The 23,642-nt window shown below is 57.2% G+C and carries 21 protein-coding genes and 1 pseudogene; 11 read left to right on the forward strand and 11 right to left on the reverse strand.

What is annotated here, in order from left to right; all coding sequences use genetic code 11:
- Nucleotides 1-14: 14 nt before the first annotated feature.
- Together pgl and edd are read right to left on the reverse strand one after the other, a co-directional pair.
- Nucleotides 15-722 carry a 6-phosphogluconolactonase gene (gene pgl, locus AAC076_RS09900; protein ID WP_339845038.1) on the reverse strand — a complete coding sequence of 236 codons (708 nt, stop codon included), beginning with the start codon at nt 720-722 and terminating at the stop codon, nt 15-17.
- Complete coding sequence (gene edd / locus AAC076_RS09905; protein ID WP_339845040.1) at nt 719-2,554, reverse strand: phosphogluconate dehydratase; 1,836 nt, start codon at nt 2,552-2,554, stop codon at nt 719-721. Before edd ends, pgl begins: the two co-directional genes overlap by 4 nt.
- Before the next feature lie 128 nt (nt 2,555-2,682).
- Here edd and pyk point away from each other — a divergent pair, with 128 nt between their 5' ends.
- On the forward strand, nt 2,683-4,134 hold the full coding sequence (gene pyk, locus AAC076_RS09910; RefSeq protein WP_339845041.1) for a pyruvate kinase: 1,452 nt from the start codon (nt 2,683-2,685) through the stop codon (nt 4,132-4,134).
- 524 nt (nt 4,135-4,658) lie between these two features.
- Here pyk and AAC076_RS09915 read toward each other — a convergent pair.
- Nucleotides 4,659-6,179 carry a fumarate hydratase gene (locus AAC076_RS09915; protein WP_339845042.1) on the reverse strand — a complete coding sequence of 507 codons (1,521 nt, stop codon included), beginning with the start codon at nt 6,177-6,179 and terminating at the stop codon, nt 4,659-4,661.
- A 301-nt stretch (nt 6,180-6,480) separates the two neighbouring features.
- On the opposite strand from AAC076_RS09915, the gene AAC076_RS09920 reads away from it, so the two are divergent.
- The 3 genes from AAC076_RS09920 to AAC076_RS09930 are packed head-to-tail and all read left to right on the forward strand — an operon-like array spanning nt 6,481 to nt 9,320.
- Nucleotides 6,481-7,596, forward strand: coding sequence for a GGDEF domain-containing protein (locus AAC076_RS09920; RefSeq protein ID WP_339845045.1), 1,116 nt, complete (start codon nt 6,481-6,483; stop codon nt 7,594-7,596).
- Entirely contained in the window at nt 7,589-8,521 is a 933-nt protein-coding gene (locus AAC076_RS09925; RefSeq protein WP_339845047.1) for a 2Fe-2S iron-sulfur cluster-binding protein, read from the forward strand. Before AAC076_RS09920 ends, AAC076_RS09925 begins: the two co-directional genes overlap by 8 nt.
- 34 nt (nt 8,522-8,555) lie before the next feature.
- A complete protein-coding gene (locus tag AAC076_RS09930; protein WP_339845049.1) occupies nt 8,556-9,320 on the forward strand; it encodes an enoyl-CoA hydratase in 765 nt (254 codons plus the stop codon).
- A 63-nt stretch (nt 9,321-9,383) separates the two neighbouring features.
- Here AAC076_RS09930 and AAC076_RS09935 read toward each other — a convergent pair whose 3' ends face one another.
- Together AAC076_RS09935 and AAC076_RS09940 are read right to left on the reverse strand one after the other, a co-directional pair.
- Entirely contained in the window at nt 9,384-10,544 is a 1,161-nt protein-coding gene (locus AAC076_RS09935) for a phosphatidylserine/phosphatidylglycerophosphate/cardiolipin synthase family protein (RefSeq protein ID WP_339845050.1), read from the reverse strand.
- Nucleotides 10,545-10,557: 13 nt separating this feature from the next.
- Entirely contained in the window at nt 10,558-11,340 is a 783-nt protein-coding gene (locus AAC076_RS09940) for an MBL fold metallo-hydrolase (RefSeq protein WP_339845052.1), read from the reverse strand.
- Nucleotides 11,341-11,524: 184 nt separating this feature from the next.
- Between AAC076_RS09940 and AAC076_RS09945 the strand changes: the two genes are divergently transcribed.
- Both AAC076_RS09945 and AAC076_RS09950 read left to right on the forward strand, forming a co-directional pair.
- On the forward strand, nt 11,525-12,298 hold the full coding sequence (locus AAC076_RS09945) for a GNAT family N-acyltransferase (protein WP_339845055.1): 774 nt from the start codon (nt 11,525-11,527) through the stop codon (nt 12,296-12,298).
- Nucleotides 12,295-13,155 (forward strand): lysophospholipid acyltransferase family protein, encoded by an 861-nt coding sequence (locus tag AAC076_RS09950; RefSeq protein ID WP_339845057.1) that lies wholly within the window; start codon nt 12,295-12,297, stop codon nt 13,153-13,155. Before AAC076_RS09945 ends, AAC076_RS09950 begins: the two co-directional genes overlap by 4 nt.
- Before the next feature lie 11 nt (nt 13,156-13,166).
- On the opposite strand, the pseudogene AAC076_RS09955 reads toward AAC076_RS09950, so the two are convergent.
- Together AAC076_RS09955 and AAC076_RS09960 are read right to left on the reverse strand one after the other, a co-directional pair.
- Nucleotides 13,167-13,661 (reverse strand): annotated as a pseudogene (locus AAC076_RS09955) (ACP phosphodiesterase); the annotation flags it as partial.
- Nucleotides 13,661-14,557 (reverse strand): ATPase, encoded by an 897-nt coding sequence (locus AAC076_RS09960; RefSeq protein ID WP_339845059.1) that lies wholly within the window; start codon nt 14,555-14,557, stop codon nt 13,661-13,663. The pseudogene AAC076_RS09955 and the gene AAC076_RS09960, both read right to left, overlap by 1 nt.
- A gap of 229 nt (nt 14,558-14,786) precedes the next feature.
- On the opposite strand from AAC076_RS09960, the gene AAC076_RS09965 reads away from it, so the two are divergent.
- Nucleotides 14,787-15,143, forward strand: coding sequence for a hypothetical protein (locus AAC076_RS09965; RefSeq protein ID WP_339845061.1), 357 nt, complete (start codon nt 14,787-14,789; stop codon nt 15,141-15,143).
- Here the strand turns inward: AAC076_RS09965 and AAC076_RS09970 are convergent.
- Nucleotides 15,102-16,130 (reverse strand): NAD(P)-dependent oxidoreductase, encoded by a 1,029-nt coding sequence (locus AAC076_RS09970; RefSeq protein WP_339845064.1) that lies wholly within the window; start codon nt 16,128-16,130, stop codon nt 15,102-15,104. The two genes, AAC076_RS09965 and AAC076_RS09970, sit on opposite strands and share 42 nt — an antisense overlap.
- 135 nt (nt 16,131-16,265) lie before the next feature.
- On the opposite strand from AAC076_RS09970, the gene AAC076_RS09975 reads away from it, so the two are divergent.
- Entirely contained in the window at nt 16,266-17,324 is a 1,059-nt protein-coding gene (locus tag AAC076_RS09975) for a saccharopine dehydrogenase NADP-binding domain-containing protein (RefSeq protein ID WP_339845065.1), read from the forward strand.
- On the opposite strand, the gene AAC076_RS09980 is transcribed toward AAC076_RS09975, so the two are convergent.
- The gene (locus AAC076_RS09980) at nt 17,295-18,197 is read right to left on the reverse strand and encodes a LysR family transcriptional regulator ArgP (protein ID WP_339845067.1); all 903 of its coding nucleotides are present in this window, start codon (nt 18,195-18,197) and stop codon (nt 17,295-17,297) included. The two genes, AAC076_RS09975 and AAC076_RS09980, sit on opposite strands and share 30 nt — an antisense overlap.
- Nucleotides 18,198-18,286: 89 nt before the next feature.
- On the opposite strand from AAC076_RS09980, the gene AAC076_RS09985 reads away from it, so the two are divergent.
- The 3 genes from AAC076_RS09985 to AAC076_RS09995 all read left to right on the forward strand — a co-directional run bounded on the left by AAC076_RS09985 (nt 18,287) and on the right by AAC076_RS09995 (nt 21,965).
- The gene (locus AAC076_RS09985) at nt 18,287-18,889 is read left to right on the forward strand and encodes a LysE/ArgO family amino acid transporter (protein ID WP_339845069.1); all 603 of its coding nucleotides are present in this window, start codon (nt 18,287-18,289) and stop codon (nt 18,887-18,889) included.
- Nucleotides 18,890-19,108: 219 nt separating this feature from the next.
- Entirely contained in the window at nt 19,109-19,690 is a 582-nt protein-coding gene (gene sodB, locus AAC076_RS09990; protein ID WP_339845072.1) for a superoxide dismutase [Fe], read from the forward strand.
- 208 nt (nt 19,691-19,898) lie between these two features.
- The gene (locus tag AAC076_RS09995; protein ID WP_339845075.1) at nt 19,899-21,965 is read left to right on the forward strand and encodes an EAL domain-containing protein; all 2,067 of its coding nucleotides are present in this window, start codon (nt 19,899-19,901) and stop codon (nt 21,963-21,965) included.
- A gap of 8 nt (nt 21,966-21,973) precedes the next feature.
- Here the strand turns inward: AAC076_RS09995 and AAC076_RS10000 are convergent, their stop codons facing one another.
- Nucleotides 21,974-22,900 (reverse strand): GIDE domain-containing protein, encoded by a 927-nt coding sequence (locus AAC076_RS10000; RefSeq protein WP_339845078.1) that lies wholly within the window; start codon nt 22,898-22,900, stop codon nt 21,974-21,976.
- Nucleotides 22,897-23,478 (reverse strand): LemA family protein, encoded by a 582-nt coding sequence (locus AAC076_RS10005; protein WP_339845080.1) that lies wholly within the window; start codon nt 23,476-23,478, stop codon nt 22,897-22,899. Before AAC076_RS10005 ends, AAC076_RS10000 begins: the two co-directional genes overlap by 4 nt.
- Between the last annotated feature and the right edge of the window lie 164 nt (nt 23,479-23,642).

Below are 23,642 nucleotides of genomic sequence, written 5' to 3' on the forward strand. Positions count from 1 at the left end.
TCAGCCGAATAGTCTCAAGAATCGCTGCTGTAAAAAATGTGTAGCGGCGGAGTGAGAAATGCCGCTACCGGCATCAGGTCACTGGGCGCCGAGAACGCTTTAAGAACCGTAGCGTATTTATCCTCGCCGGCGATTGCCAGTAGTTGCAAGCGCGCAGACCGCAGCACCGTTCCTGTCAGTGTAATACGTGGAGAACGATCCGGTGCGCACGTAGCAGCGCACAAGACCTCACCATCGGAGCGCAGGAACGTTGCAAGATTATCCTGCTTCGGAAATAAAGAAGCACAATGCCCGTCGCTACCCATGCCCAGCACCACAACATCCAGCGGAAGCCAGGCAGCAATAGCCTGCTCGACATGCAATGCATCCCGTTCTGGCGAGTCGCCCTCAAACAAGGGTAACCATGTGGCTTCGCGCAAAGCGCGGGGCAAGCATCGTTGCAGCATCCCTGCGTTACTGGCCAGGTCGCTATCAGGCACCCAACGTTCGTCCACCAGCGTAATGGCTATCCGGGCCCAATCAACGGGCTGCTCGTCCAGACAGCGCAAAAAAGCCTCCGGACTGCGTCCTCCTGATACAGCCAGACGCGCTGTGCCGCGCTGACGAATCGCATCGCTTAAAGCGTCTGCAACACGATGAGCGAGCATCACAGCCAGGTCTTGCGGACTATTGGCGATAGTCAGGCCAAGCCCTCGCTCGTCACTGAGCTTCTGCAAATTCAACGTTCAGGCACTCCGTCAGCTTCACTAAGGCTCGCAGTAAAACAACTTCCTCCCTGCTCAGCCGGGCTCGCAGCACCTCGCATGAAGGCAAAGAGCTCCCGACCCCATCCACGTCGTACCGGCTCATCATGCACTGCCGGTTCACGGGCCAGCCATGCGCTGGGCGCAACTGCAACCTCGAGACGACCGAGGTCCGCATCAAGGCTAACAATGTCACCATCACGCAGCCGCGCCAAGGGTCCGCCTGCTGCCGCTTCGGGACATACGTGGATAGCTGCGGGCACCTTGCCGGACGCTCCCGACATACGCCCATCGGTCACCAACGCCACCTTGAAACCACGGTCCTGAAGCACGCCAAGATAGGGGGTCAGTTTGTGTAACTCCGGCATTCCATTGGCAGCCGGCCCCTGAAATCGCACCACTGCCACCACGTCCCTCTCCATCTCACCGGCTTCGAACGCCTCCATCAAGGCCTCCTGGCTATGAAATATCCGGCAGGGAGCACTTACCTTGCGGTGTTCCGGCGCTACCGCTGAGACCTTTATAACCCCGCGACCCAGACCACCGTCGATCAACCGCAACCCACCATCGACAAGAAACGGCTCGGAAGCACCCCTTAGAATCTCGGTATCCAGGCTATCCGTGGGCCCCTCCCGCCATACCAGCTGGCCATGTTCGAGTAACGGCTCACGGGTATAAAGCTGCAAGCCGTGTCCGGCGACGGTCTCGACGTCACCATGGAGCAGGCCCGCATCCAGCAGTTGGCCGAACAAAAAAGCGGTGCCTCCAGCAGCCTGAAACTGGTTGATGTCCGCCTTGCCGTTGGGATAGATGCGCGCCAGTGTCGGCACAATCTCGGATAGAGCTGACATATCTTCCCAGCGCAATTGCAGGCCAGCGCACTGTCCAATAGCCACCAGATGCAGCGTCAGATTGGTTGAACCGCCCGTCGCCAGCAGCAGAACCAGCGCATTGATCAATGCTTTTTCGTCCAGAATCGACGCCAGACCACCCTGCCCTTCGCGGGCAAGTTTCGCTGCACGCTCTGCTGCATGCACTGTCAGAGCATCACGCAGCGGCGTACCAGGATGCACAAAGGAAGCCCCAGGCAACTGCAACCCCATGGCCTCCAGTAAAATCTGATTGGTATTGGCCGTTCCATAGAAAGTGCAGGTACCCGGTCCATGGTAGGAGCCACTTTCAACTTCCAGAAGCTCCTCGCGAGTTGCCTTGCCCTCGGCAAATTTCTGACGTACGGCCGCTTTTTCTGAATTGGGAATACCCGACGTCATAGGTCCTGCGGGCACGAACACCACAGGTAGATGACCGAAGCGCAGCGCGCCCATCAACAAGCCCGGTACAATCTTGTCGCACACACCCAGGCACAGGGCTGCATCAAACATATTGTGTGATAAAGCAATGGCCGTACCCATTGCAATCACGTCCCGACTGGCCAGCGACAGCTCCATGCCCGGCTCACCCTGGGTCACACCATCACACATTGCCGGCACTCCCCCGGCCACCTGACCCGTGGCCCCGTAGGCACGCAATGCCTGGCGGATCTGCTCAGGGAATCTTTCGTAAGGTTGGTGGGCTGAAAGCATATCGTTGTAAGCGGTCACAACCGCCACATTGACCTCATCCATCAGGCGCAGCCGGTCCTTGTCGGTTGGACCGCAGGCTGCCATACCGTGAGCGAGGTTGCCGCAGGATAATTTACGCCGACCACGCGGTAACGCCGCAGCTTCTGCCATCTGTCTTAGATAAGCCTGGCGAGTAGATTGGCTGCGCTGACCCAGCCGTTCTGTCACTTCAAGCACGCGCGGGTGCATCACATCTCCTTCAATCGAGCATTGCAGAGCCGCAGGACAGCGACTTCAGCCTGTCATGGTAACTGCATATGTTCTATTGTAGTGCCCTGATAGTGACCATAGACCACCGTTTTGAATAGGGAAATACCATGACCCTGCGTCGCACCAAGATCGTCGCCACCCTGGGCCCCGCCAGCAGCAGCCGCGAATGTATCGCAGCGCTCATAGATGCGGGCATGAACGTGGCCCGCATGAACTTCTCCCACGGAACCGCGGACGAGCATCGTCAGCGTGCCCGACTGGTCCGGGAAGTCGCCCGGGAAAAGGATGTTCATGTTGCGCTGCTAGGCGATCTGCAGGGTCCCAAGATACGGATTGCACGCTTTACCGATGGCAAGATTGCCCTTGAAGCAGGAGACCATTTCCGGCTCTCGATCAGCCACCCCCTGGACGAAGGCGATGCGGATGTAGTCGGCATCGATTACCCGGACCTGATCAAGGATTGTCGCGCTGGCGACGAACTTCTGCTTGATGATGGGCGCGTTGTGCTGCGTGTGGACAGCGTTGGCAAGGATGAAGTGCGCTGCACCGTCACCGTTGGCGGGCCTCTTTCCAATCATAAGGGCATCAACCGTCGAGGCGGTGGCTTGTCTGCGGCAGCACTCACTGACAAGGACCGGATAGACATCACCCTCGCCGCCGAACTGGAAATGGAATATGTCGCCGTCTCATTTCCCCGTGATGCAGCCGACATGCATCTTGCCCGCAAACTGCTCAAGGATTCCGAATCCCAGGCCTGGCTGATAGCCAAGATCGAACGGGCCGAAGCCGTTGCCGATGAAGCGGCCCTGGATGGCCTGATCACCGCCAGCGACGCCGTCATGGTAGCCCGGGGTGATCTTGGCGTGGAGATAGGCGATGCCGAGCTGGTGGGTATTCAGAAGCTTATCATCAGCCGCGCTCGCAAGCAGAACAAGGCTGTGATTACCGCTACCCAGATGATGGAATCGATGATCAGCAGCCCGATGCCTACCCGCGCAGAGGTATCTGACGTTGCCAATGCGGCGCTCGACTATACCGACGCGGTGATGCTCTCGGCCGAAACCGCTGCCGGCGCCTACCCCGTAGAGGCCGTAAAAGCGATGGACCGCATCTGCCTGGGTGCAGAAAGGCAAACTATCAGCAAGCAATCAGGACATCGCATCGGCCAGGAGTTCGAACGCTGCGACGAGACTATTGCCCTCGCCGCTATGTACGCCGGCAATCATTTCCCCGGCGTAACCGCGGTGATTACGCTGACCGAAAGCGGTTACACGCCGTTGATCATGTCCCGCATCCGCTCGCATCTGCCCATTTTCGCACTCTCACCCAATTCCGACACGCTTGGACGAGTGGCCATGCTGCGCGGCGTTCAGGGTATTACCTTCAACCCCGCCGACATGCCATTCAGCGAAGTCAATGAGCGCGCCGTCAGCCGGCTACTGGATCTCGGCCACGTCGCCCCCGGCGACTGGGTCATACTTACCAAAGGTGACGCCTACAACTCCCGCGGCGGCACCAACTCGATGAAACTGTTAAAAGTAGGCGAGCAGCTCGTGTAAGCAAAGAATCGTTCAGGGAAGGATTCACGGCGGCTTTCGGAATCCCGACAGGCTAGTAGCTCGATTATTCCGAGCATCCCGCAGATGGTTCTGAACGCTAGAGCAAGGCATCCCCATGCCGTGAGTCCACGCCGACACGCCGTAAATACATCCCTGTAGGCTCGACGATGGCATCCCTGCCATCGACGGTCGGCTTAGTCCTCTCGGCCTGCGTCTGCTACCAGCTACTCAGTTGCCAGCGAGAAAACCCTCAACAAGATCATTAGAGGGGTGTTGCTTTTGACCTTGGACAGCAAACCACGCATCGCGCCGATGCCACTTGAGCGCACAGCCTGGCGGGGTGGAGAAAGTGTCTAAAACAGGGACGTTTTAGCCAAGCCTCCAGGGACGGATCTACGGCGGCTTTCGGAACCCTGCCAGGCTGGGAGCGATAACCTACGGACGCATCCCGAACCAATCATCCACAAAAAAGCCCCGATTCCAATCCAGAACCGGGGCCTTTCAAACAATCAGCAACTGCAGTATCAGATCTCAACCGCCAAGCTATCCGCAATCTTCTTCTGCCAGATAGCCGGCCCGGTGATATGCACGGACTCGCCTTTGGTATCGACCGCCACGGTCACCGGCATATCCTTGACCTCGAACTCGTAAATAGCCTCCATGCCCATCTCAGGGAAAGCCAGCACCTCCGCCTTTTTGATTGCCTGGGCAACCAGATAAGCCGCACCGCCAACTGCCATGAGGTAAACCGCCTTGTAGTCCTTGATCGCCTCAATCGCAATCGGTCCGCGCTCTGACTTGCCGATCATACCCAGCAGGCCGGTCTGATCCAGAATCTGGCGGGTAAACTTGTCCATACGGGTCGCCGTTGTAGGGCCAGCTGGACCAACTACCTCCTCGCGGACCGGATCTACTGGCCCAACGTAGTAAATGAAGCGTCCCTTCAGATCGACCGGCAGCTCCTCACCGTTATTCAGCATCTCAACCATACGCTTGTGCGCCGCATCACGGCCGGTCAACATCTTGCCGGAGAGCAGAACCGTCTCACCCGTCTTCCACTCCAGCACATCGGCAGGCGTCAACGTATCCAGATTGACCCGACGCACTCCGGTGCCGACTTCCCAGGTGATATCAGGATAGGCATCCATCGGCGGCGCCTCGAGTACCGCAGGACCGGTTCCGTCGAGCACGAAGTGCGCATGACGGGTAGCAGCGCAGTTGGGGATCATACAGACCGGCAGGCTGGCCGCGTGGGTCGGGTAATCCTTGATCTTGATGTCCAGGACTGTAGTCAGCCCCCCCAGACCCTGGGCACCTATGCCCAACGCATTGACCTTGTCCATTATTTCCAGACGCAGCTCTTCAACCCGGTTCTGGGGACCGCGCTTGCGTAGTTCGTGGATATCAATGGAATCCATCAGGGACTCCTTGGCCAGCACCGCGGCTTTCTCGGCAGTGCCACCAATGCCGATACCCAGCATACCGGGTGGGCACCAGCCCGCACCCATTGTCGGAACGGTCTTGACGACCCAGTCAACGATGGAGTCGGAAGGATTGAGCATGACCATTTTGGACTTGTTCTCAGAACCGCCGCCCTTGGCCGCCACATGAAACTCCACGGTATCGCCCGGGACCATCTGGTAATGAATGACCGCCGGCGTATTGTCCTTGGTATTGGTGCGCTTACCAGCCGGATCAGCCAGAATCGACGCACGCAGTACGTTTTCTGGCAAATTGTAGGCGCGGCGTACGCCCTCATTGATCATATCGTCCAGCCCCATGGTGGCGTCATCCCAGCGCACATTCATGCCAACCTTGACGAACACGGTGACAATACCAGTGTCCTGACAGATAGGACGGTGACCGGTGGCACACATCCGTGAGTTGATCAAAATCTGCGCCATGGCATCACGGGCGGCAGGAGACTCCTCCCTGAGGTAAGCCTCATGCACGGCCTGTATAAAATCTACCGGGTGATAATAGGAGATGTACTGCAGCGCATCAGCTACGCTCTGGATCAGGTCATTCTGCTTGATTGCGGCCATGCTGGAGTGGCTCCTCTTCTGGGCGAAGGGCAGTGCGCCAACATCATGTGAAGCATGATGCACAGAGACGTCGCTGCCAATTTCACGGATAAGCGCCGGAGAGTCCGATAAACGGGCAGATCCTGGCTCTTGTGACTAATCAGATGGCGAATTATAACCGAGCAAGAACCAAGGCGTAATCTCCCGTGAACGGCAATGCCCATAATCGGTCTGTTCAAAGGACAAAAGCAGGTTTACAGTGGTGTTTAGCATCAAAGTGCCATCATGCTAAAGACAATAAATAAGGAATAGTATCTAGGACATGGAAAACACTGTCGCCAAATTCCAGGCCCTGCGTCTACAGCGGTTTTATCTCGCACAACTCAACTACGCAATCACCTACGTGGTCATTGGCGCGGCGTGGCTTGCTGGCCAGTACAACGCCAGCGCAACGATGGCAGCCAGTCATGTGCTGCTTGGCGTGGGTCTGCAAGGGGCTCTGTTTGGCATCTTCAAAAGCGGCTTCAATTTGCGATTCAAGGATCCGAGCCTGACCAGTCCGCAGATCGTGATCGCCATGCTGCTGCTCACCTACCTGCTTGGATTCAGCGGAGAGTTTCGCGGCAGCCTGATCATGGTCTATCCGATCATATTGATGTTCGGCGTATTCCAGCTTTCACGTCGGGCCTTTCTGAGTCACGCCGGACTAGCTCTGATACTTTACGGGCTGCTGATCCTGTTCAACATATTCCACGACACGAGCACAGAAGCGCTATCGGCTCACTTGCTTGAATGGTTCGTGCTCGCCTGTTTCATGGGTTGGCTCAGCTTTTTCTGTAGCTATATTCGCGAATTGCGCGAACGACTACAGCGCCGGCACAACGTCTTGAAGACGCATCAAACCACATTGCGCGGCATGATGGGCCAGCTACAAAGTCTTGCCGATACAGACAGTCTGACCGGTCTGGTCAATCGTCGATATTTCCTCAGTGAAGCGGAGCGACGTATCACTCTGTTGACTCCGGGTCAGCATCTGGGCATTGCCCTCATTGATCTGGACAATTTCAAAAAAATCAACGATCTGAACGGACATGCGGCTGGCGATGAGGTACTCCAGGGATTCGCCCGGGTAGCCTTGAATAATCTGCGCGATGAAGACATGGTTGCCCGCTTCGGCGGCGAGGAGTTTGTCCTTTTGCTCGACAATTCCGATCTGGCCGCTTTGCACCAATGCGTCGAGCGCATACGCATCTGCTTCGCGCAAACCTGCTTCAAAAGTACCGGCAATGAGGTTTACTGTACCTTATCAGCAGGCCTGAACCTGCTGGGCCCGGGGGACAGCCTGGAGAAAGTACTGAACCAGGCTGACCTGGCCCTTTATCGGGCCAAGCACAACGGACGCGATCGCTGCGAGGTATATGACGAGGCTTATGCCTGAGATACGAGTTGGAGAGGTCTGCATACAGGCTGAGGTCGGCGACAATATGCTCGACACCTTGTTGGCGGCGGGTCAACGGGTGCCATGGTCCTGCCGTGCCGGACAGTGCCAGACGTGCCTGGTGCAGGCGCTGGATGGTCCGGTGCCGGCGCAAGCGATCACCGGACTGGCTCCGGAACAGCGCCAGGCAGGCTGGCTATTGGCCTGTCAGTGCCCGCTGGCAGGGGATATGCGCCTCAAGCTGCATGATCCAGCCCATGACGGCCTCGGTGCCCGGATTGTAGATATGCAGGTCACCGGTAAGAACGTACTGCTATTACAACTCAAACCGGATCGTCCGATACGCTTTCAGCCAGGCCAACACATGGTGGTCTGGCTGGACTCCGAGCTCGGCCGCCCCTACTCCATTGCCAGCCAGGCAAGCGATACCGACCTGAGGTTCCATCTGAGAATTCATGCAGGTGGCGCGTTCTCGGAAAAGATTCAGACAATGGAGCCAGGGCACCGGGTATACCTGGGGGCCCCCGGCGGCCATTTCCACTACGATCCCGACTGGCAGGACAAGCCGTTACTCCTGCTGGCTGCAGGCACTGGTCTGGCGCCGCTGCAGGCCATAGCACGGCACGCCCTGGCATCCGGACACCAGGCCCGGATTGAGCTGCGCCACTGGTATGACGGCGACGAATGCTACCTGGATCAGGAGCTGCGGGATCTGGCTGCTGCGCATGCAACGCTGATCCTGCACCTGCGACCCAGGGCCGAACTGGCGGCGGATTTGACACAACTGCGACTTGCCTCACGATCCACACTGGCGCTAGTCTGCGGTCCACCCGCATTTGTCGAACAGATTCGCAAACCGCTGTTTATGGCTGGCCTGCCAGGCCGGCAGATTATCGACGAAGCCTTTCTTAGTCGCCAGGCATGACAGTCCTGGCGGCATAGCACGCCAGGAGCCTGAAATGAGCGAACATCTGTTAATCGACCGTAGTGAAGCCGTATTGACGTTGAGCATGCATCGGCCTGACAAGAAGAACGCTCTGACACGCGATATGTATAGCGCGATGGCTGAAGCGATCAACGCCGCGCAGTCCGACGACAGCCTGCGCGCGGTGATTATCCAGGGTGATGAAAACTGCTTTACCAGCGGAAACGATGTTGCCGACTTTATCAACGTACCTCCAGCCGGCCCCAACAGCCCCGTGTACGAATTTCTAAAGGCCATCTGTCACGCGCCCAAGCCTCTGATTGCGGCCGTCAATGGACCGGCCGTTGGAGTGGGCACAACGATGCTGCTGCATTGCGATCTTGTCTATGTTTCTGAAGATGCGAAATTGAAGATGCCCTTCGTCAACCTCGGCCTGTGCCCCGAGGCTGGCTCCAGCTTCCTGTTGCCGCGCTTGCTAGGTCACCTGCGTGCTGCTGAGTTGCTGCTGCTAGGTGAGACCATAAGTGGTCAACGCGCCGCAGATATAGGCCTGGCCAATCACGCCCTACCCTCCGGCTCGCCGGTTCACGAAGCTGCGCGCGCTGCAGCATTGCGTATTGCCCAACTGCCTCCAAGCTCCATCAGGCTGAGCAAGCAACTCTTGAAACAGGGCGTAACGCAAGTGGCAGAGGAAGTAATGGACCGTGAGGGAGATTATTTCGCCGAACTGCTCAAGGGCCCCGAGGCAAAAGAGGCACTGAGCGCGTTCATTCAGAAGCGCAAGCCCGTATTTGCCTGAACTCGCACTTTTAACCGCGAGCCATGGGCGTTCCTGCAAAAACCGATGTAGGCCGGGCCGTCATTAACGCTTGATATTGAACCACATGGTTACCCAGCGATTGATCTGCCCCCAGACCCGAATCTTCAATCGGTGACTCAAGGGCAGATCATGCCATGCCTCCAGCGTCCACTCGTGACTGTCGGAGAAATCCTTCTCGAAAGTGTTCTGCACCTGTGCACTCAGGTGCTGATCGCGGGCGTGAAGATTAGCCTCCAGATTCCAATGAAGAGACCAGTGGTCGAAATTGCATGAGCCTAGAGACACCCAATCATCAACCAGCGCCGACTTTAGATGCAGGAAGCGCGGCTTGTATTCGAAGATACGAATTCCGGCCCTTAGCAGTCGACTGTAATAGCGCTGCCCGGCATAACGCACCGGTGGGTGGTCCATAATCTGACCGCACAGCAGCAAACGTACATCCACCCCACGCAGCGCAGCCTTCTGCAATGCTCTGCGCACTCTCCAGGCGGGCAAAAAATAAGGTGTCGCCAGCCAGACCCGCTTCTCGGCCTTGCGCACACTCTCCAGCAGTGCTTGAAGTACCTCGTTATTGAGGCGTGAGTCGAGATGGGCAACACGGGCCCAGCCGTGGTTCCCCGGTGGCGCTGGCGGCCGTTTGTCCCGGCTATTAACCAGCCTCGAAGCGGTTATGCGCGGGCCATCAACTTGCTGCCAAGCGCGCTCGAACAGCGCGCGCCAATCCGCCACTACCGGTCCCGTTATCGCCAGCATCTGATCATGCCAGCACGTGCGGCCGTGCACACTGGGCAGGCAGAACTCGTCCGACAGCCCGAATCCACCAACCATCGCCAGTTGATTATCGAACACCAGAATCTTTCGATGGTCACGATGCAGGTTACCCAACCCACGCTTCCAGCGCAGAGGATTATAGATCCGCAGTTCTACCCCGCCGTCACGTAACGCGTTGCGTTCGACTTCGGAGAACTCACTGCTGCCCAGATCATCGAACAGACAACGCACGCTGACGCCCCGTCGCACAGCTGCCAGCAGCGCCTTTATGGTTGTCGCTGTCGCTTCTCCCGACTCTACAAGGTACAGCTCTATGTCGATGGTCTTGTTGGACTGCTCTATAGCCTCAAGTATTTTCGGGAAAAAGTTCTCCCCATCTACCGCCAGCTCGAACTGGTTGTCTTGTCGCCAGGGGTAGATGGGTGCAGTCATGTCCCGCCTCTTGTCAGGGAATTCGGTAATCGTCCTGGTCCAGCAGGTCAAGCCCACACTGCAGCTGGCTGATCCAGTCAAGAAAGGCCGCAATCATAACAGGGCCTACGAATGGCCGGCCGTGCTGGGGCACTATCATGGCGGGCTTGAGCGTACGAACCATGTTAGCCCAGAGGCGACAGGCTTTATTGCCCGCCATATAGCGCCGATGAAAGCCCTCCATGGTGGTTAAATGGACACTGAAATCCTCCACTGGTTCGGCGTCATCCACCATTGAAGCGCCCATATCACCGGAAAAGAGAATCCCGCTGATAGGATCAAAGAACTGCAGATTGCCCACCGAGTGCAGAAAATGTGCAGGCAATGCCTTGATAACCGTCTGCCCCAGGGGAATGTTCTGGCCCCTGTCAGGTACGGCGATCATCCGCTCGGTGGTGCTTGTGCCCTCGTTACGCGTCAGAAAACCCGCAGATAGGTGAGGTAGAAAACGGGCCCAGAGCTTGGAACAGACCACACGGCAACGTGTATGCAGAAACCATTTATCCAAAGACGCGATGATGTCGGGGTCCTGGTGGGAGGCAAACACATAGGTCAGATCACGCAGGGGAATATGCCGACTCACGGCCATGGACAGGGGCATGTAGGTCAGATCACCACCTGGGTCGAGCAACGCGTGCTCATCGTGATCGATGATCAGAAACTGGTTGGACTGTACGCCGTCGCCGGTCACCAGTTGATCAAAGCACAGTACCTTGTGTGGGCCATTATCAAATAGCACCCTGGCTGAACTGTTCATGTCTTGTACCTTAGAGCTGAGAAAGTGCCGCCTTTATAAATGAGGCAGTGCAACAGGGTACTGACCTGCATCAATCGGTCGAAACGCTGTCATCCAATCGCAACAAGGCATTCACATCTCTGACACGCCATTGCCATAGCCTCGATCTGGAAACAACCAGAGGCTGTCCCGACGGAGGTGCCTGATGTCCAATACCGCGTACGCCAACGAAGTATCCCCTGCACAACACCTGAGTGTTGAGCTGGTGCAGGATCCGAAAATGCTCCAAGCCGCGCAAGCGCTTCGCTACCAGGTTTTCAGCGAAGAATGCGGGGCAACCCTGGCAGATGCCGGTAGCCGCCTGGATCAGGATGCATTTGATCTGCACTGTGAACACCTGGTCGTTCGTGACCTGCACAGCGGTGAAGTGGTCGCCACTACCCGGTTACTGGACAGCAAGGGTGCGCAAAAAGCGGGTGGCTTTTATAGCGAGAGCGAGTTCCAACTCGTTGGCTTGCCACAACTACGTGGGGGCGTTCTGGAGATCGGCCGCACCTGTGTGCACGCACGCTACCGTAACGGTGCAACCATTTCAGTACTGTGGTCAGGCCTGGCGCAAATAATGAACGAACGTCGCTATGAATACCTTATGGGTTGCGCCAGCGTGAGCATGGCCGACGGAGGTATTCAGGCACAAGCTGTCATGCAGCGGCTCAGGGGTCGCTATCTTTGCCGCCAGTGGTTGAATGCGATCCCGCGTTTACCCCTGCCAGAAATGGACTTGCCGGAGAACGTGACAGCTCAGATGCCACCCCTGCTCAAGGCCTACATGCGGCTCGGGGCAAAAATCTGTGGCGAGCCCTGCTGGGATCCCGAATTCAACGTAGCTGATGTGTTTATTTTGCTGCGGCGCGAGCAGTTATGCCCTCGCTATGCACGGCACTTCAAGGCGGAAGAACAGGCGGGAATCAGTCGATGACGGGACCGATGAGCGTTCTGCGTCGGCTATGGCGTATTCCGCTGGTGAGTGTCTGGCTTCTGCTAGGATTGTTACTGGCTGCCTGCGTTGCGCTCGGCGACAGATTTGCCAGCAAGCTGACCCGGCATTATCGCAACAGGCTTGCCAGCTTGTGGATGCGGGGCCTGATTGGGCTTTTGCCGCTGCGCATACACCGTCATGGCATGCCCTCGAAAGAGACCGCACTACTGGTCAGCAATCACGTTTCCTGGCTGGATATTGTCGCCATCGGCGCGCAGTCACCGGTGCACTTTCTTTCCAAGGCAGAGGTTCGTCACTGGCCTGTTATCGGCTGGCTGGCCAACGCTGCTGGCACTCAATTTATTCAGCGCGGCCAGGCTGGCGGCCAGACGCTGCATGCACAGTTGCGTGACGCCTTACAACAGGGCGATAGTCTGGTCATCTTTGCCGAAGGCACCACTACTGCGGGTGACCGGGTGAGAGCTTTCCACGGGCGGCTGATGAGCTGTGCTATTGAGTCGCAAACACCGGTTCAGCCCGTGGCGATTGCCTACCGTCGCGAAGGACAACGGGACCTGATGGCTCCTTTCATCGACGATGATGAATTCTCGCGGCATCTGCTGCGCTTGTTGGGCAGTGCGCCGATCGACGTAGAGCTGCATTTTCTGCCGATAGTGCACTGCCAGACCCATAATCGCAATCAACTGGCTCGCACGGTCCAGGGCGCTGTGGTTCAGGCCTTGGGGCTAGTCGAAACAGGTAACGCTGCCGCTTCACCGGTGGTCAGAGCCTGCGAGTCTGCGAAGGCGATAACCTGCGGCATGAACGCAAGAAAGTCCGCTTCAAATCCCGCATAGTCACGCTCCAGCTCATCGGCCGATCCAGGTAGCGTATTGGTCCTGCGCAAACGCAGGGAAATATTGTCCAGCGCCCTGTGCAATGACCCGATTCGGGCATAGCTGCTCAACCAGTCCTGCTCAGCCATACGCTCTATGACAGGCCAGGCATTGGCAGGTATCACGTCGCGCTGGGCCAGCAGGTGGGAATACATTTGCCGGGTGAAATCGCCAATTGATTGATCGGCGAAGCGATCCCAGTGCCGGGCCAGCAGATGATCATAGAACATATCGATCATGATGCCAGCGTACCGCCGGCGTTCGGGGGTAACCCTGGCTCTACTGGCGGCTACCACCTCATGGGCATCGGTAAAGCTGTCGATGCGCCGATGCAGCCATATTCCATGACGTACCCCGTCGGGCAACTCGAGTTTGTCTACCGGGCCGCGCACAAAATCGCCAAGCAGGCTGCCCAGGGCCTGTTCGGGATCCTGCGGCCCGAGAAACAGATGGGCCAGATAATTCATCAGGAACGGGCTAGCTGTTGCTGGAGGTTGGCTATCTGTTCCTTGAGCGTCACGATGGAGCGATTGATTTGCCTGCGGAAGGCATCAATCGACTGCAACGCCTCCTGGTTGTAATTCTGCCTCTCTTCCATTTCAGTGCGCAGCACCAGCAGTTCTCGCTCAATGTTCGCTCCAGCGCCTTCCTCGGCCAAGGCATCAACACGCTGCGCCAGTGCTGAAGTAGCCTGGGACTGAGACGCCAAACGACTTTCAAGGTCCTTCAACTGTGCGAGAGTCGCATTCAAACTGGTTATCTGGCCCGCAAGACCTGCCAGTTGAGCGGCATTTTCGGCCGCCTGGCTCTCCGCCGTTGCTATCCTGTCCGCCTGAGCGCCAACCAGTTCGGCCAGTTCACCGGTTTGAGTAACCAGCGTCTGCTGACTCTCACGCTGTGTTTCCAGCCGGTTCGCAAGGTCTGCATCTCTGGCATTGGCCGCGTCAATAGAGCGGTCCTGCGCTGCAACTCGCTCGGCGAGCTCGGTCAACTGCTCCTGCATTCCAGCCAGGCGCTCCTCACGGGACTCCTCGGCCACCGTCAGGGACGATTCTGTCGCGCTGAGCTTGCCGGTCACATCCTGAATGCGACCGGCCGCCTCCTCGCTGATACGGGCAAAGCTGTTCTGCGTGGCAACCAACTGCTGTTGTAATTGGGTTTGCTGCTGCTGACTCCAGTAGCCGAATCCCACCAAAGCCAGGGTCAAGGCACCACACAGAGCCCATAATGCGCCATTTCCGGACTCACGCGAGTCCATACGAACCGGCGTATGAATTGTCTCGCCACGCCGCGTCTCCAGGAGATCCGCATCGTCGGTCGCCCGGAAGCTGGTCAACCCCTCATCCGGATTGCGTTGTTTCATCTCACACCTCGCTTGAAATGGATCGACGGCGCCAAAGCCCTGCGCTAGAGCGGTGCAGCATGCCCCACAGTAATGCATTGCAAAGACTCAAGACCTGTTTTCAGCGCATTATATCGGCTGCAGGGCCGCGGATTCCGGCCACCGGTCGTATTGGTACGTATTCTGCTTGTTTAGTGCCTGCTTGGCTAGAATCCCGGTATTTGCCGGGATCATCCGTGGGGGGAGCAGCATGTTTACTGAAGCGCAATTCAATCGGTCGACGCTGGAATGCATGACTATCCTGCGTCGCCGCCTTAAGCAAGAACTGGGAGTAACCATCCGGCTCAGCGAAGAAGGCGCGGCCGAATCCATGATTCGACTCAGCACGTCAAGCCAACAGAACGATATTCGGGAGCTAGGCCAGCGTCTGACAGACATGATCAGGACCGATCCTGAAGCGCCGCAGCCAGCTGCTTTTGGGCAGGGAGCTATTGCTTCCAGGCAGCGACTGATGCAGGGCATGAACACAGTTGAGACCGCGCCGGCCAACCTGGCCCAAACGCCGTCAGCGGTGCGTATCTACCGAGGGCAGGTAGTCCGCCAGTAACGGCATACCTGCCTGCCACCAGGCTGCGAAGTTTTCAATGCCCTGATCTATAGAGATACGCGGCTGATAACCCAGCAGCGTCCGAGCTGCGCTGATATCCAGGTTGAAATCACGGGCCATGACGGCCATTCCCAGGCGCAGAATAGCAGGCTCCGGCTGACCTGAAGTCAAGCGCGCCTTGGCCTCTGCCACCGCAGCCATGGCATAGGCAACCGGAAAGGGGATGTGTCTGTCCAACTCTGGCATACCCAGGCGCGCAAGCAATGCGTTGAACTGCGGCCAGAAGGCCACCGGCTGGCCATTACTAATATTGTAGGCTCGCCCCAGAGCCTGCGCGGGTGCCTCGAGAGCAGCGTGCATGGCCAGATTGAGGTTCTCGACCGGCGTCAGGTCTACATGGTTGTTCCCATTCCCGATGATCCGTAGACGCCCGCTCTGATGAGCTCGCAGCAGTCGCGGAAAGATCGACGTGTCGCCCGCACCTATAACAAACCGTGGACGTAGCGCGATCACCTCCAGGCCCGCCCGACCCGCAGCAAATACCTTCTGGTCTGCCAGGTGCTTGGTTGCGCCGTAATGATCGAAAAAACGCGGAGGCAGAAAATCCTCGGTCACATCCCGGTGGCTTTTTCCATCAAAATAAATGGAAGGGGATGACAGGTGTACCAGTCGCCGCACGCCCTGACTGACTGCACTGGCCAATACATGTTCAGTAGCCCGCACATTGGCATCATGGAAATGCTGATAACTGCCCCAGGTGCCCACCGCGCCAGCACAATGCATAATTGCTTCGCAACCACGGCTTGCCCGCTGGGTAAAATCCGCATCGAGCAGGTCTCCCGCCAGGCATTCGGCACCGCGGGCGCCGAGCCACTGCAGGGCAGCTGAGTTACGTCCAGTGCAGCGCACCTCCAATCCCAGTGACAGTGCATCCGCGGCAAAACGACCACCAATAAACCCACTCGCGCCCGTAATCAGAATGCGCATGATGCAATCCCTATCATTTGCTGTTGTCAACGTATCATACACCCGCGTGCGCCACTGGCGCGGGCAGACCTCAGCCGTTACCCTTTGGTGCAAGAAGCCCAACCCGGGCCATGGCTTTCAAGACAGGAACCGACAATGCAGCAATGGATGATATATGGCGCCAACGGCTACACCGGCATGCTGGTTGCGCGTGAGGCAAAAAAACAAGGCCTCAACCCTATCCTGGCCGGACGCAATCGCACCGCAGTGAGTAAACTCGCAGAGGAACTGGGCTTCGAATACCGCATATTTGATTTGCGTAACGCTACAGCCGCCCAGGAAGGCCTGGAGGGCATGAGAGCCGTCGCCCACTGCGCTGGCCCCTTCTCTGCGACCAGCCAACCGATGATCGATGCCTGTATTGCAAGCCACTGTCATTACCTGGATATCACCGGCGAGATCGATGTATTCGTCGATGCCCAGGGAAGGCATGCCGATGCAGTCGCAGCGGATATTGTCATATGCCCCGGCGTGGGTTTCGATGTTATTCCAACCGATTGCGTGGCGGCCACACTCAAAGCCGAACTGCCCGACGCAGATAGACTGGCACTGGGCTTTGACACACGCAGTGGTTTCTCCCCCGGCACGGCTAAAACCTCGGTCGAAGGTCTCAAGATGGGCGGCAAGATACGTGAAAAGGACGAGATTCGCAGCGTACCCCTGGCCTGGCAGAGTCGGGAAATCGATTTCGGTAATGGCAGCAAGTTTGCTGTGACCATTCCCTGGGGTGACATCGCAACAGCCTGGTACACCACAGGCATCGACAATATTGAAGTATTTATACCTATGGCACCGAGCGCTGCAGCACGGCTGCGCAAGCTCGATAAACTGCGCCCCTTGCTTGGCCTCGCACCTGTGCAGGCACTGCTTAAACGTATGGCGGGCAAACGCGTCAAGGGTCCCGATTTGCAGCAACGGGAAAACGCCCGAACCTTTGTATGGGGGGAAGCGCAAAACCGCGCTGGCAAGAAAATTACTGCGCGGATCGAAACCGCCAACGGCTATGACGTTACCGTTCACGGTGTTCTGATGGCAGTGAAACACGTTCTCGAGGCGGAAAACGCGCCAGGTTATTTCACACCGTCAAGGCTGATGGGCGCGCGCTGCGTCGAACGCCTTCCGGGCTCAGGCAGTATGACCGTCAGCCAGCAGTAGGGGGCCCTGAATGGCCAGGCAGCGGGTCAGCGCTTCTAGCAGTCGTCCTCCATTACGCCAGTAATGCCAGAACAGCGGCACGTCCACGTGCCGGCCAGGCAACACTTCGCGTAGGGCTCCGCTGCGTAATTGTGACTGAATCTGCAAGGCTGGCACCATCCCCCAGCCCATGCCTGCACAGAGCATGCGCACAAAGCCCTCGGACGAGGGACACAGGTGATGTTGAAAATCGCCTATGTGGCCAACTTCGCGCAGGAACCTATGCTGAAGCTGATCATCAGGGCCAAATACCACAGCAGGCAGACTCCGAAGAACGGCGGCGGGGTCTGTCGGGGCCGGAGGCTCCCTGAACAGGACAGCAGGGCTGGCGACCGCGAGATAGCGCATACTACCCAGCGCCATAGATCTGGCACCCGCCACCGGTTCTGACGTGGCGCACACGCATGCCGCGACATCTCCAGCTCGCATGCGGCGCAGCACGACCTCCTGGTCATCCGTCACCATATCCACCAGCATCTGCTCACGAGCACAGAAATCCGCCACCGCGGGTGCCCACCATGTCGCCAGACTGTCAGCGTTGAGCGCGATGCGCAGGCGCGTAGGCCCCTGCTCACCGCCCACCATAGGCAGATCCTGATGGAGGTCCCGCTCGAGCAATTTCACTTGCTGGGCATGATTGAGCAAACGTTGCCCCGCAGGCGTGGCCAGAGGGGGTGATATCCGTAGCAGAACCGGCGCACCGACCCTGGACTCAAGCAACTTGACCCGCTGGGAAACTGCCGACTGGGACAAACCAAGCACCTGTGCCGCTCGCTCGAATCCGCCCTGCTCCACTACCGCGGCTAGCGCCTCAAGCAACTTGTAATCAAACATTGATTTTCCTTATGCAGGATTAGCATTATTTGTTTTTCTTATCACAATTCAGACTGCAAAATCAGCTTTTACTTTTGTGGAGAGCACCAATGCCTGACCTTGAAGGATACCTACATGGCTTGTTCGTCGCCGCGGGACTGATAATCGCGATCGGCGCCCAGAACGCCTATGTGCTTGGTCAGAGCCTAAAACGGGAACATCACTACAGCGCCGCACTGGTATGCATGGTCTGCGATGCAGTATTGATCGTTGCCGGCATTTTCGGCTTAGCCACTTTACTGGAGCACTCGACGCTAGGCATTCAACTGGCCCGCTGGGGCGGCGTGGCTTTTCTGGTCGGCTATGCGCTCCTGGCATTGCGACGCGCTTTTTCGCCGCAGGTTCTGCGCGCAGATCAACAACCTATCCAGTCCCGTCAATCGGTGCTGCTCAGTACCCTGGCAGTCACCCTGCTCAACCCCCACGTATATCTGGATACTGTCGTATTGATTGGGGCTATTGGCGCCCAACAGCACTCACCCGTGCTCTTCGCGGCAGGCGCAGTGAGCGCCTCGGCGCTCTGGTTCACCAGCCTCGCACTGGCGGGCGCACGACTAGCCCCTTGGCTTTCCAGACCCATCACCTGGCGAGTCATTGACGGCGCTGTTGCCATTATGATGCTGATTGTTGCCTGGGGCATCGCCAGGCCCTGAATAGTGCGGCGCAACCGCGATACCCACACGGAAGATGCGTAGATAGCACTGGTTTCAGGTGCTATCATCTTCTTAACCGTGCATTAACAGACGGGCAACGTCCGCTGAAAAAGAGACGTCACCGAGCAGGCAATGCAATGACAGCCTGTCGGCAACACACTGGATTCGTATTCTAGGGGATCTTTTTCCAAACCCTGATACCTGAAATGGAGATAAAACATGGCTTTTGAATTACCAGCTCTGCCCTACGAGAAATCTGCTCTGGAACCCCATATTTCCGCAGAGACGCTCGAGTTTCACTATGGCAAGCATCACAACACCTATGTCGGCAAACTGAATGACCTGATCCAGGGCACCGAGTTTGCAGACAAGGATCTGGTAGAAATCGTCAAGACCTCCTCCGGCGGCGTTTTCAACAACGCTGCACAGGTGTGGAACCACACTTTCTACTGGAACTGCCTGAGCCCCAACGGCGGTGGAGAGCCAAGTGGCGAGCTCGCCGAGGCCATCAACAAGGCATTCGGTTCCTTCGACAAGTTCAAGGAAGAGTTTACCAACACGGCCATCGGTACCTTCGGTTCCGGCTGGGCCTGGCTGGTTAAAAAGCCAGACGGCTCTCTTGGCCTGGCCAGCACCATCGGTGCAGGCAACCCGATCACCGCTGGCGAACACCCCCTGCTGACCTGTGACGTATGGGAACACGCCTACTACATTGACTACCGCAACGCACGCCCCAAGTACCTTGAAGCGTTCTGGAATCTGGTCAATTGGGACTTCGTAGCGAAGAACCTCGCTGCCTGAAGCATCCCTTAGCTGCAGCCCTACACCCCGCCCTGTGCGGGGTGTTTTGTTTGTGGCCTGAAAAATGGCGCCCAGGCTTTGACGCAATTGCTTACAATGTGGATACTCCTTGCTTGAAATGCAGCTTCAAGCGCGGTATTAAGTTAGTGGCAAGGAATATTTTGATCCCTGGATTCTCCCGTCGACCAATAAGTCTGGAATAAAAACGTTGAAACTGGAGCGTAGACACAGTCTCTCGATAAAGCTTTTGCGCTTGGTATTGATGTGGGCGCTGCTCGTCGGCCTGGTATTGAGTCTGGGTCAGATTTTCTACGAGCTGGTTAAAGAGCGCAGCCAGATTGATTCGACCGCCAAGCAAATTCTGGCCATGTCACGTGACCCGGCTACCCAGGCGGTATATAGCCTGGACCGCGAGATGGCGCTGCAGGTTGTCGAGGGCTTGTTCGAACATGACGCTGTTCGATTTGCGTCCATAGGCCACCCCGATGAGACTCCGCTGGCCAGCCGCGAGCGTCCTCTGATCGACTACGCCTACCGGCCCGTGACCGACTGGCTCTTTGGTACCGATCAGAATTACAGCAGTGAACTGCATGGGCGTGAGCCTTATAGCGAGTATTACGGCGACCTGCGTCTGACCATCGACACAGCTCCCTACGGAAGAGAGTTTCTCAATCGCTCCATGATCATCATGATTTCGGGTGTGCTGCGCGCCCTGGCCATGGCCCTGGTGCTCTTTCTGATCTACCACATTCTTCTGACCCGACCACTTTCGAAAATCATTGGCTACATAGCTGACATCAATCCTGACCAACCTGGAAAAATGCATATACCAATGCTGCCGGGCCAGGAAAAAAACGAGCTGGGCATCTGGATTTACAAGGCCAATGAACTGCTCGAATCCATCGAACGAAACACGCACCAGCGCAGGGAGGCCGAAGCCAATCTGCTGCACATGTCGCAACACGATACGCTTACCGGTCTGCCCAACAGAAGCATGCTGCAGGAACAGCTGACGCGCATTCTCGCGGATGCCGGTCGCCGGCAACGGGGCGTCGCAATTCTTTGCTGTGGCCTGGACGATTTCAAGGAAGTGAACGAACAGTTCAGCTATCAATCAGGTGACAGTCTGCTGGTTGCCGTAGCGGACAGGCTGCGCGCCAACAGCGGGCGACTAGGCAGCCTGGCACGCCTGGGTGGTGATCAGTTCGCGTTGATCCAGACCGGGATCAATGAACCCTATGAAGCTGCTGAACTGGCACAAACCATTCTTGATGACCTTGCGCAGCCGTTGCAGCTCGGCGAGCAGAGCATCAGTCTGCGCGCGACCATTGGCATTACGCTTTTTCCTGACGACGGCGACGACGCCGAGAAACTGCTGCAAAAGGCAGAACAGACCATGATGCTGGCCAAGGCCCGCTCGCGGAATCGCTACCAGTTCTATATCGCCAGCCTCGACAGCGAGATGCGGGTGCGCCGCGAACTGGACAAGGATCTTCGCGGCGCATTGGATCGCAATGAGTTCTATCTGGTTTATCAGCCCCAGGTCAGCTATAGCACGCACGAAGTCGTAGGTGTTGAAGCGTTGATACGCTGGCAGCATCCCGAGCGCGGACTGGTTCCACCTGACCTGTTTATTCCCCTGGCCGAACAGAACGGATGCATTATCGACATCGGCGAATGGGTGCTTGATCAGTCCTGCCGTCAGCTGCGTGAATGGCACGATAGCGGCCTGAGCAACCTGCGCATGGCCGTGAACCTCTCTACCGTACAGCTGCACCAGGGCGGACTGTCAAAGCTCGTCAGCAACATGATGCAGCGCTACCAGCTGCCAGCCTACAGTCTTGAACTGGAAGTGACTGAAACGGGCCTGATGGAAGATATATCGGCGGCCGCAGGTCACCTCAACAGCCTGAAAAAGGCTGGCGTGCTGATTGCAATCGACGACTTTGGTACTGGATATTCCTCGCTCAGCTATTTGCGCGGTCTACCCTTGGACAAGATCAAGATCGACAAGAGTTTCGTGCTGGACGTACTTGAAGACGAGGACGATGCAACCATCGTGCGGGCCATCGCCCAACTGGGACGAAGCCTGAACATGCAGGTTATTGCCGAAGGCGTGGAGTCCGCCGCACAGGAGGCATATATCGTTGCCCTTGGCTGCAATGAGGGCCAGGGCTATTACTACAGCAAGCCACTGACCGCCTCAGCGTTTCGTAAATGGCAGGAAAACTATTCGGTGAGCGACGCTCGCAAGCGCACCTCAAGTATCATCTGAGGCACATATCAGATAGCCAGCGCCAACCACAGCCAGCCCGTTACTCCTGCCGCTACCACCAGTCCTGCCAGACTCCAGGCTGATTGCTTACGCAATTTTCCGCTCAACTTGTCTTCATGGTGGTCGGAGAGCAAAAACGGCAAACCTCGATGGGGCGCCTTGCCTAACTGATGCACCAGGGGCTCAAGGCCCTTGGCGTCTATCCGTCTTGAGACTTCCTGATCTGCCGCGTGCCTGACTTTCTCCCACTCGTCCATATCCAGCTCGCCATCGCGGTTACGATCAAACCGCTCAAGCAGGTTCGCATAGTCGGCTTTCCATTGTCCTATGACCTGACGGGCCACTGCTTGACGATCGGTAGCCTGCCTCCCGCCGCCGTGACTCTGAAACCAGCCAAGGGCATAGAGTAGCTGACCCTCTTCCAGCCATTCTTCGGTATAGCGATAACGCTTGCCAATCAGCCCTGCAAGAATGCCCGTGCGTAATGCGTGCCCTGCCGGCCAGCGGCGATGCCCTTCCCAACGACGAACGCGGCTCGGATGAACCTCCGCATCCTCGGGGGCAATCCAGCAGATACCCGTGTCATCCCGCAATACGAATGGACGCTCGGAGCATCCCTGTTCCACGGTCCGCCATTGACTGCTTTTGCCACTGCGCCGGTATTCCTCAACGCGAAACCGGTACCAGAGACAATCCACCTCACCCAGTGGAGATATGAGAGGCGTATGACCACCGGGGTCCAATTGACCCTTGAGCTCTACCAGCCCCTGAGCAGCTGATCTGATTCGCGAAGTCGGGGTATCCTCAATCCAGCGAGCTCGCCGTAACCGAGTGAAGGTGCGATATAGCATTGCCAGGGTAACACCCGTCATGATCGCCAGAATCAGTGCGTAATAGCCCACCGACAGCACCATGAAACCATGGACATCTATCATGAAAACAGAGCACGCATGTCAACGTCGGCTGTGTCTGCTTCCGAGAACTGAAGGAGTTCGGCGGACTGGAAACCAAACATCCGCGCCACAAGCACATCCGGGAACTGCTCGATACGCACGTTATTGATGTTCACCGCCTCGTTGTAAAGCTCGCGCCGGTCGGCGATACCACTTTCCAGACCAGTGATCCGCGACTGCAAATGCATGAACGACTCATTCGCCTTAAGGTCCGGATAGTTCTCGGCTAGCGCGAACAGCTGTCCCAGGCCTGTTCTGAGCATCGTTTCTGCCCGGCCAACACCTTTGACATCCGATTGCTCACGCGCCTCGGCAACCGCATTCCGGGCCTTTACTACCTGCTCAAGTGTCTCTTGTTCGTGCTGCATATAGCGCCTGCAGGCTTCTACCAGCTTGGGTAGCTCATCGTGACGCTGACGCATCAGCACGTCGATATTCGCCCAGGCCTTACTGACTGCATGCTTGATACTCACGAGCTGGTTATAGAGCAGAGCTGCATAAAGAAACGCCACAATCAAAACGGCGAGAAACGCCAGGGTAAGTGGACTGGTCATATCCATGGATACATCTCCTTGTTATCGCGTTAACTAGCAATAGCGCACACCTGCGCTCGTTATAACCCAACTTGGCTCATTATAAATACCGTAAACAGTCAATCGAGCAATAATCAAAGACGAAAAAAAACCGGACACTGTGGCCCGGCTTTCTGGTCGACATCATGTCA

The sequence above is a fragment of the uncultured Halopseudomonas sp. genome, from assembly GCF_963977355.1.
In the GTDB taxonomy this organism is placed as follows: domain Bacteria; phylum Pseudomonadota; class Gammaproteobacteria; order Pseudomonadales; family Pseudomonadaceae; genus Halopseudomonas.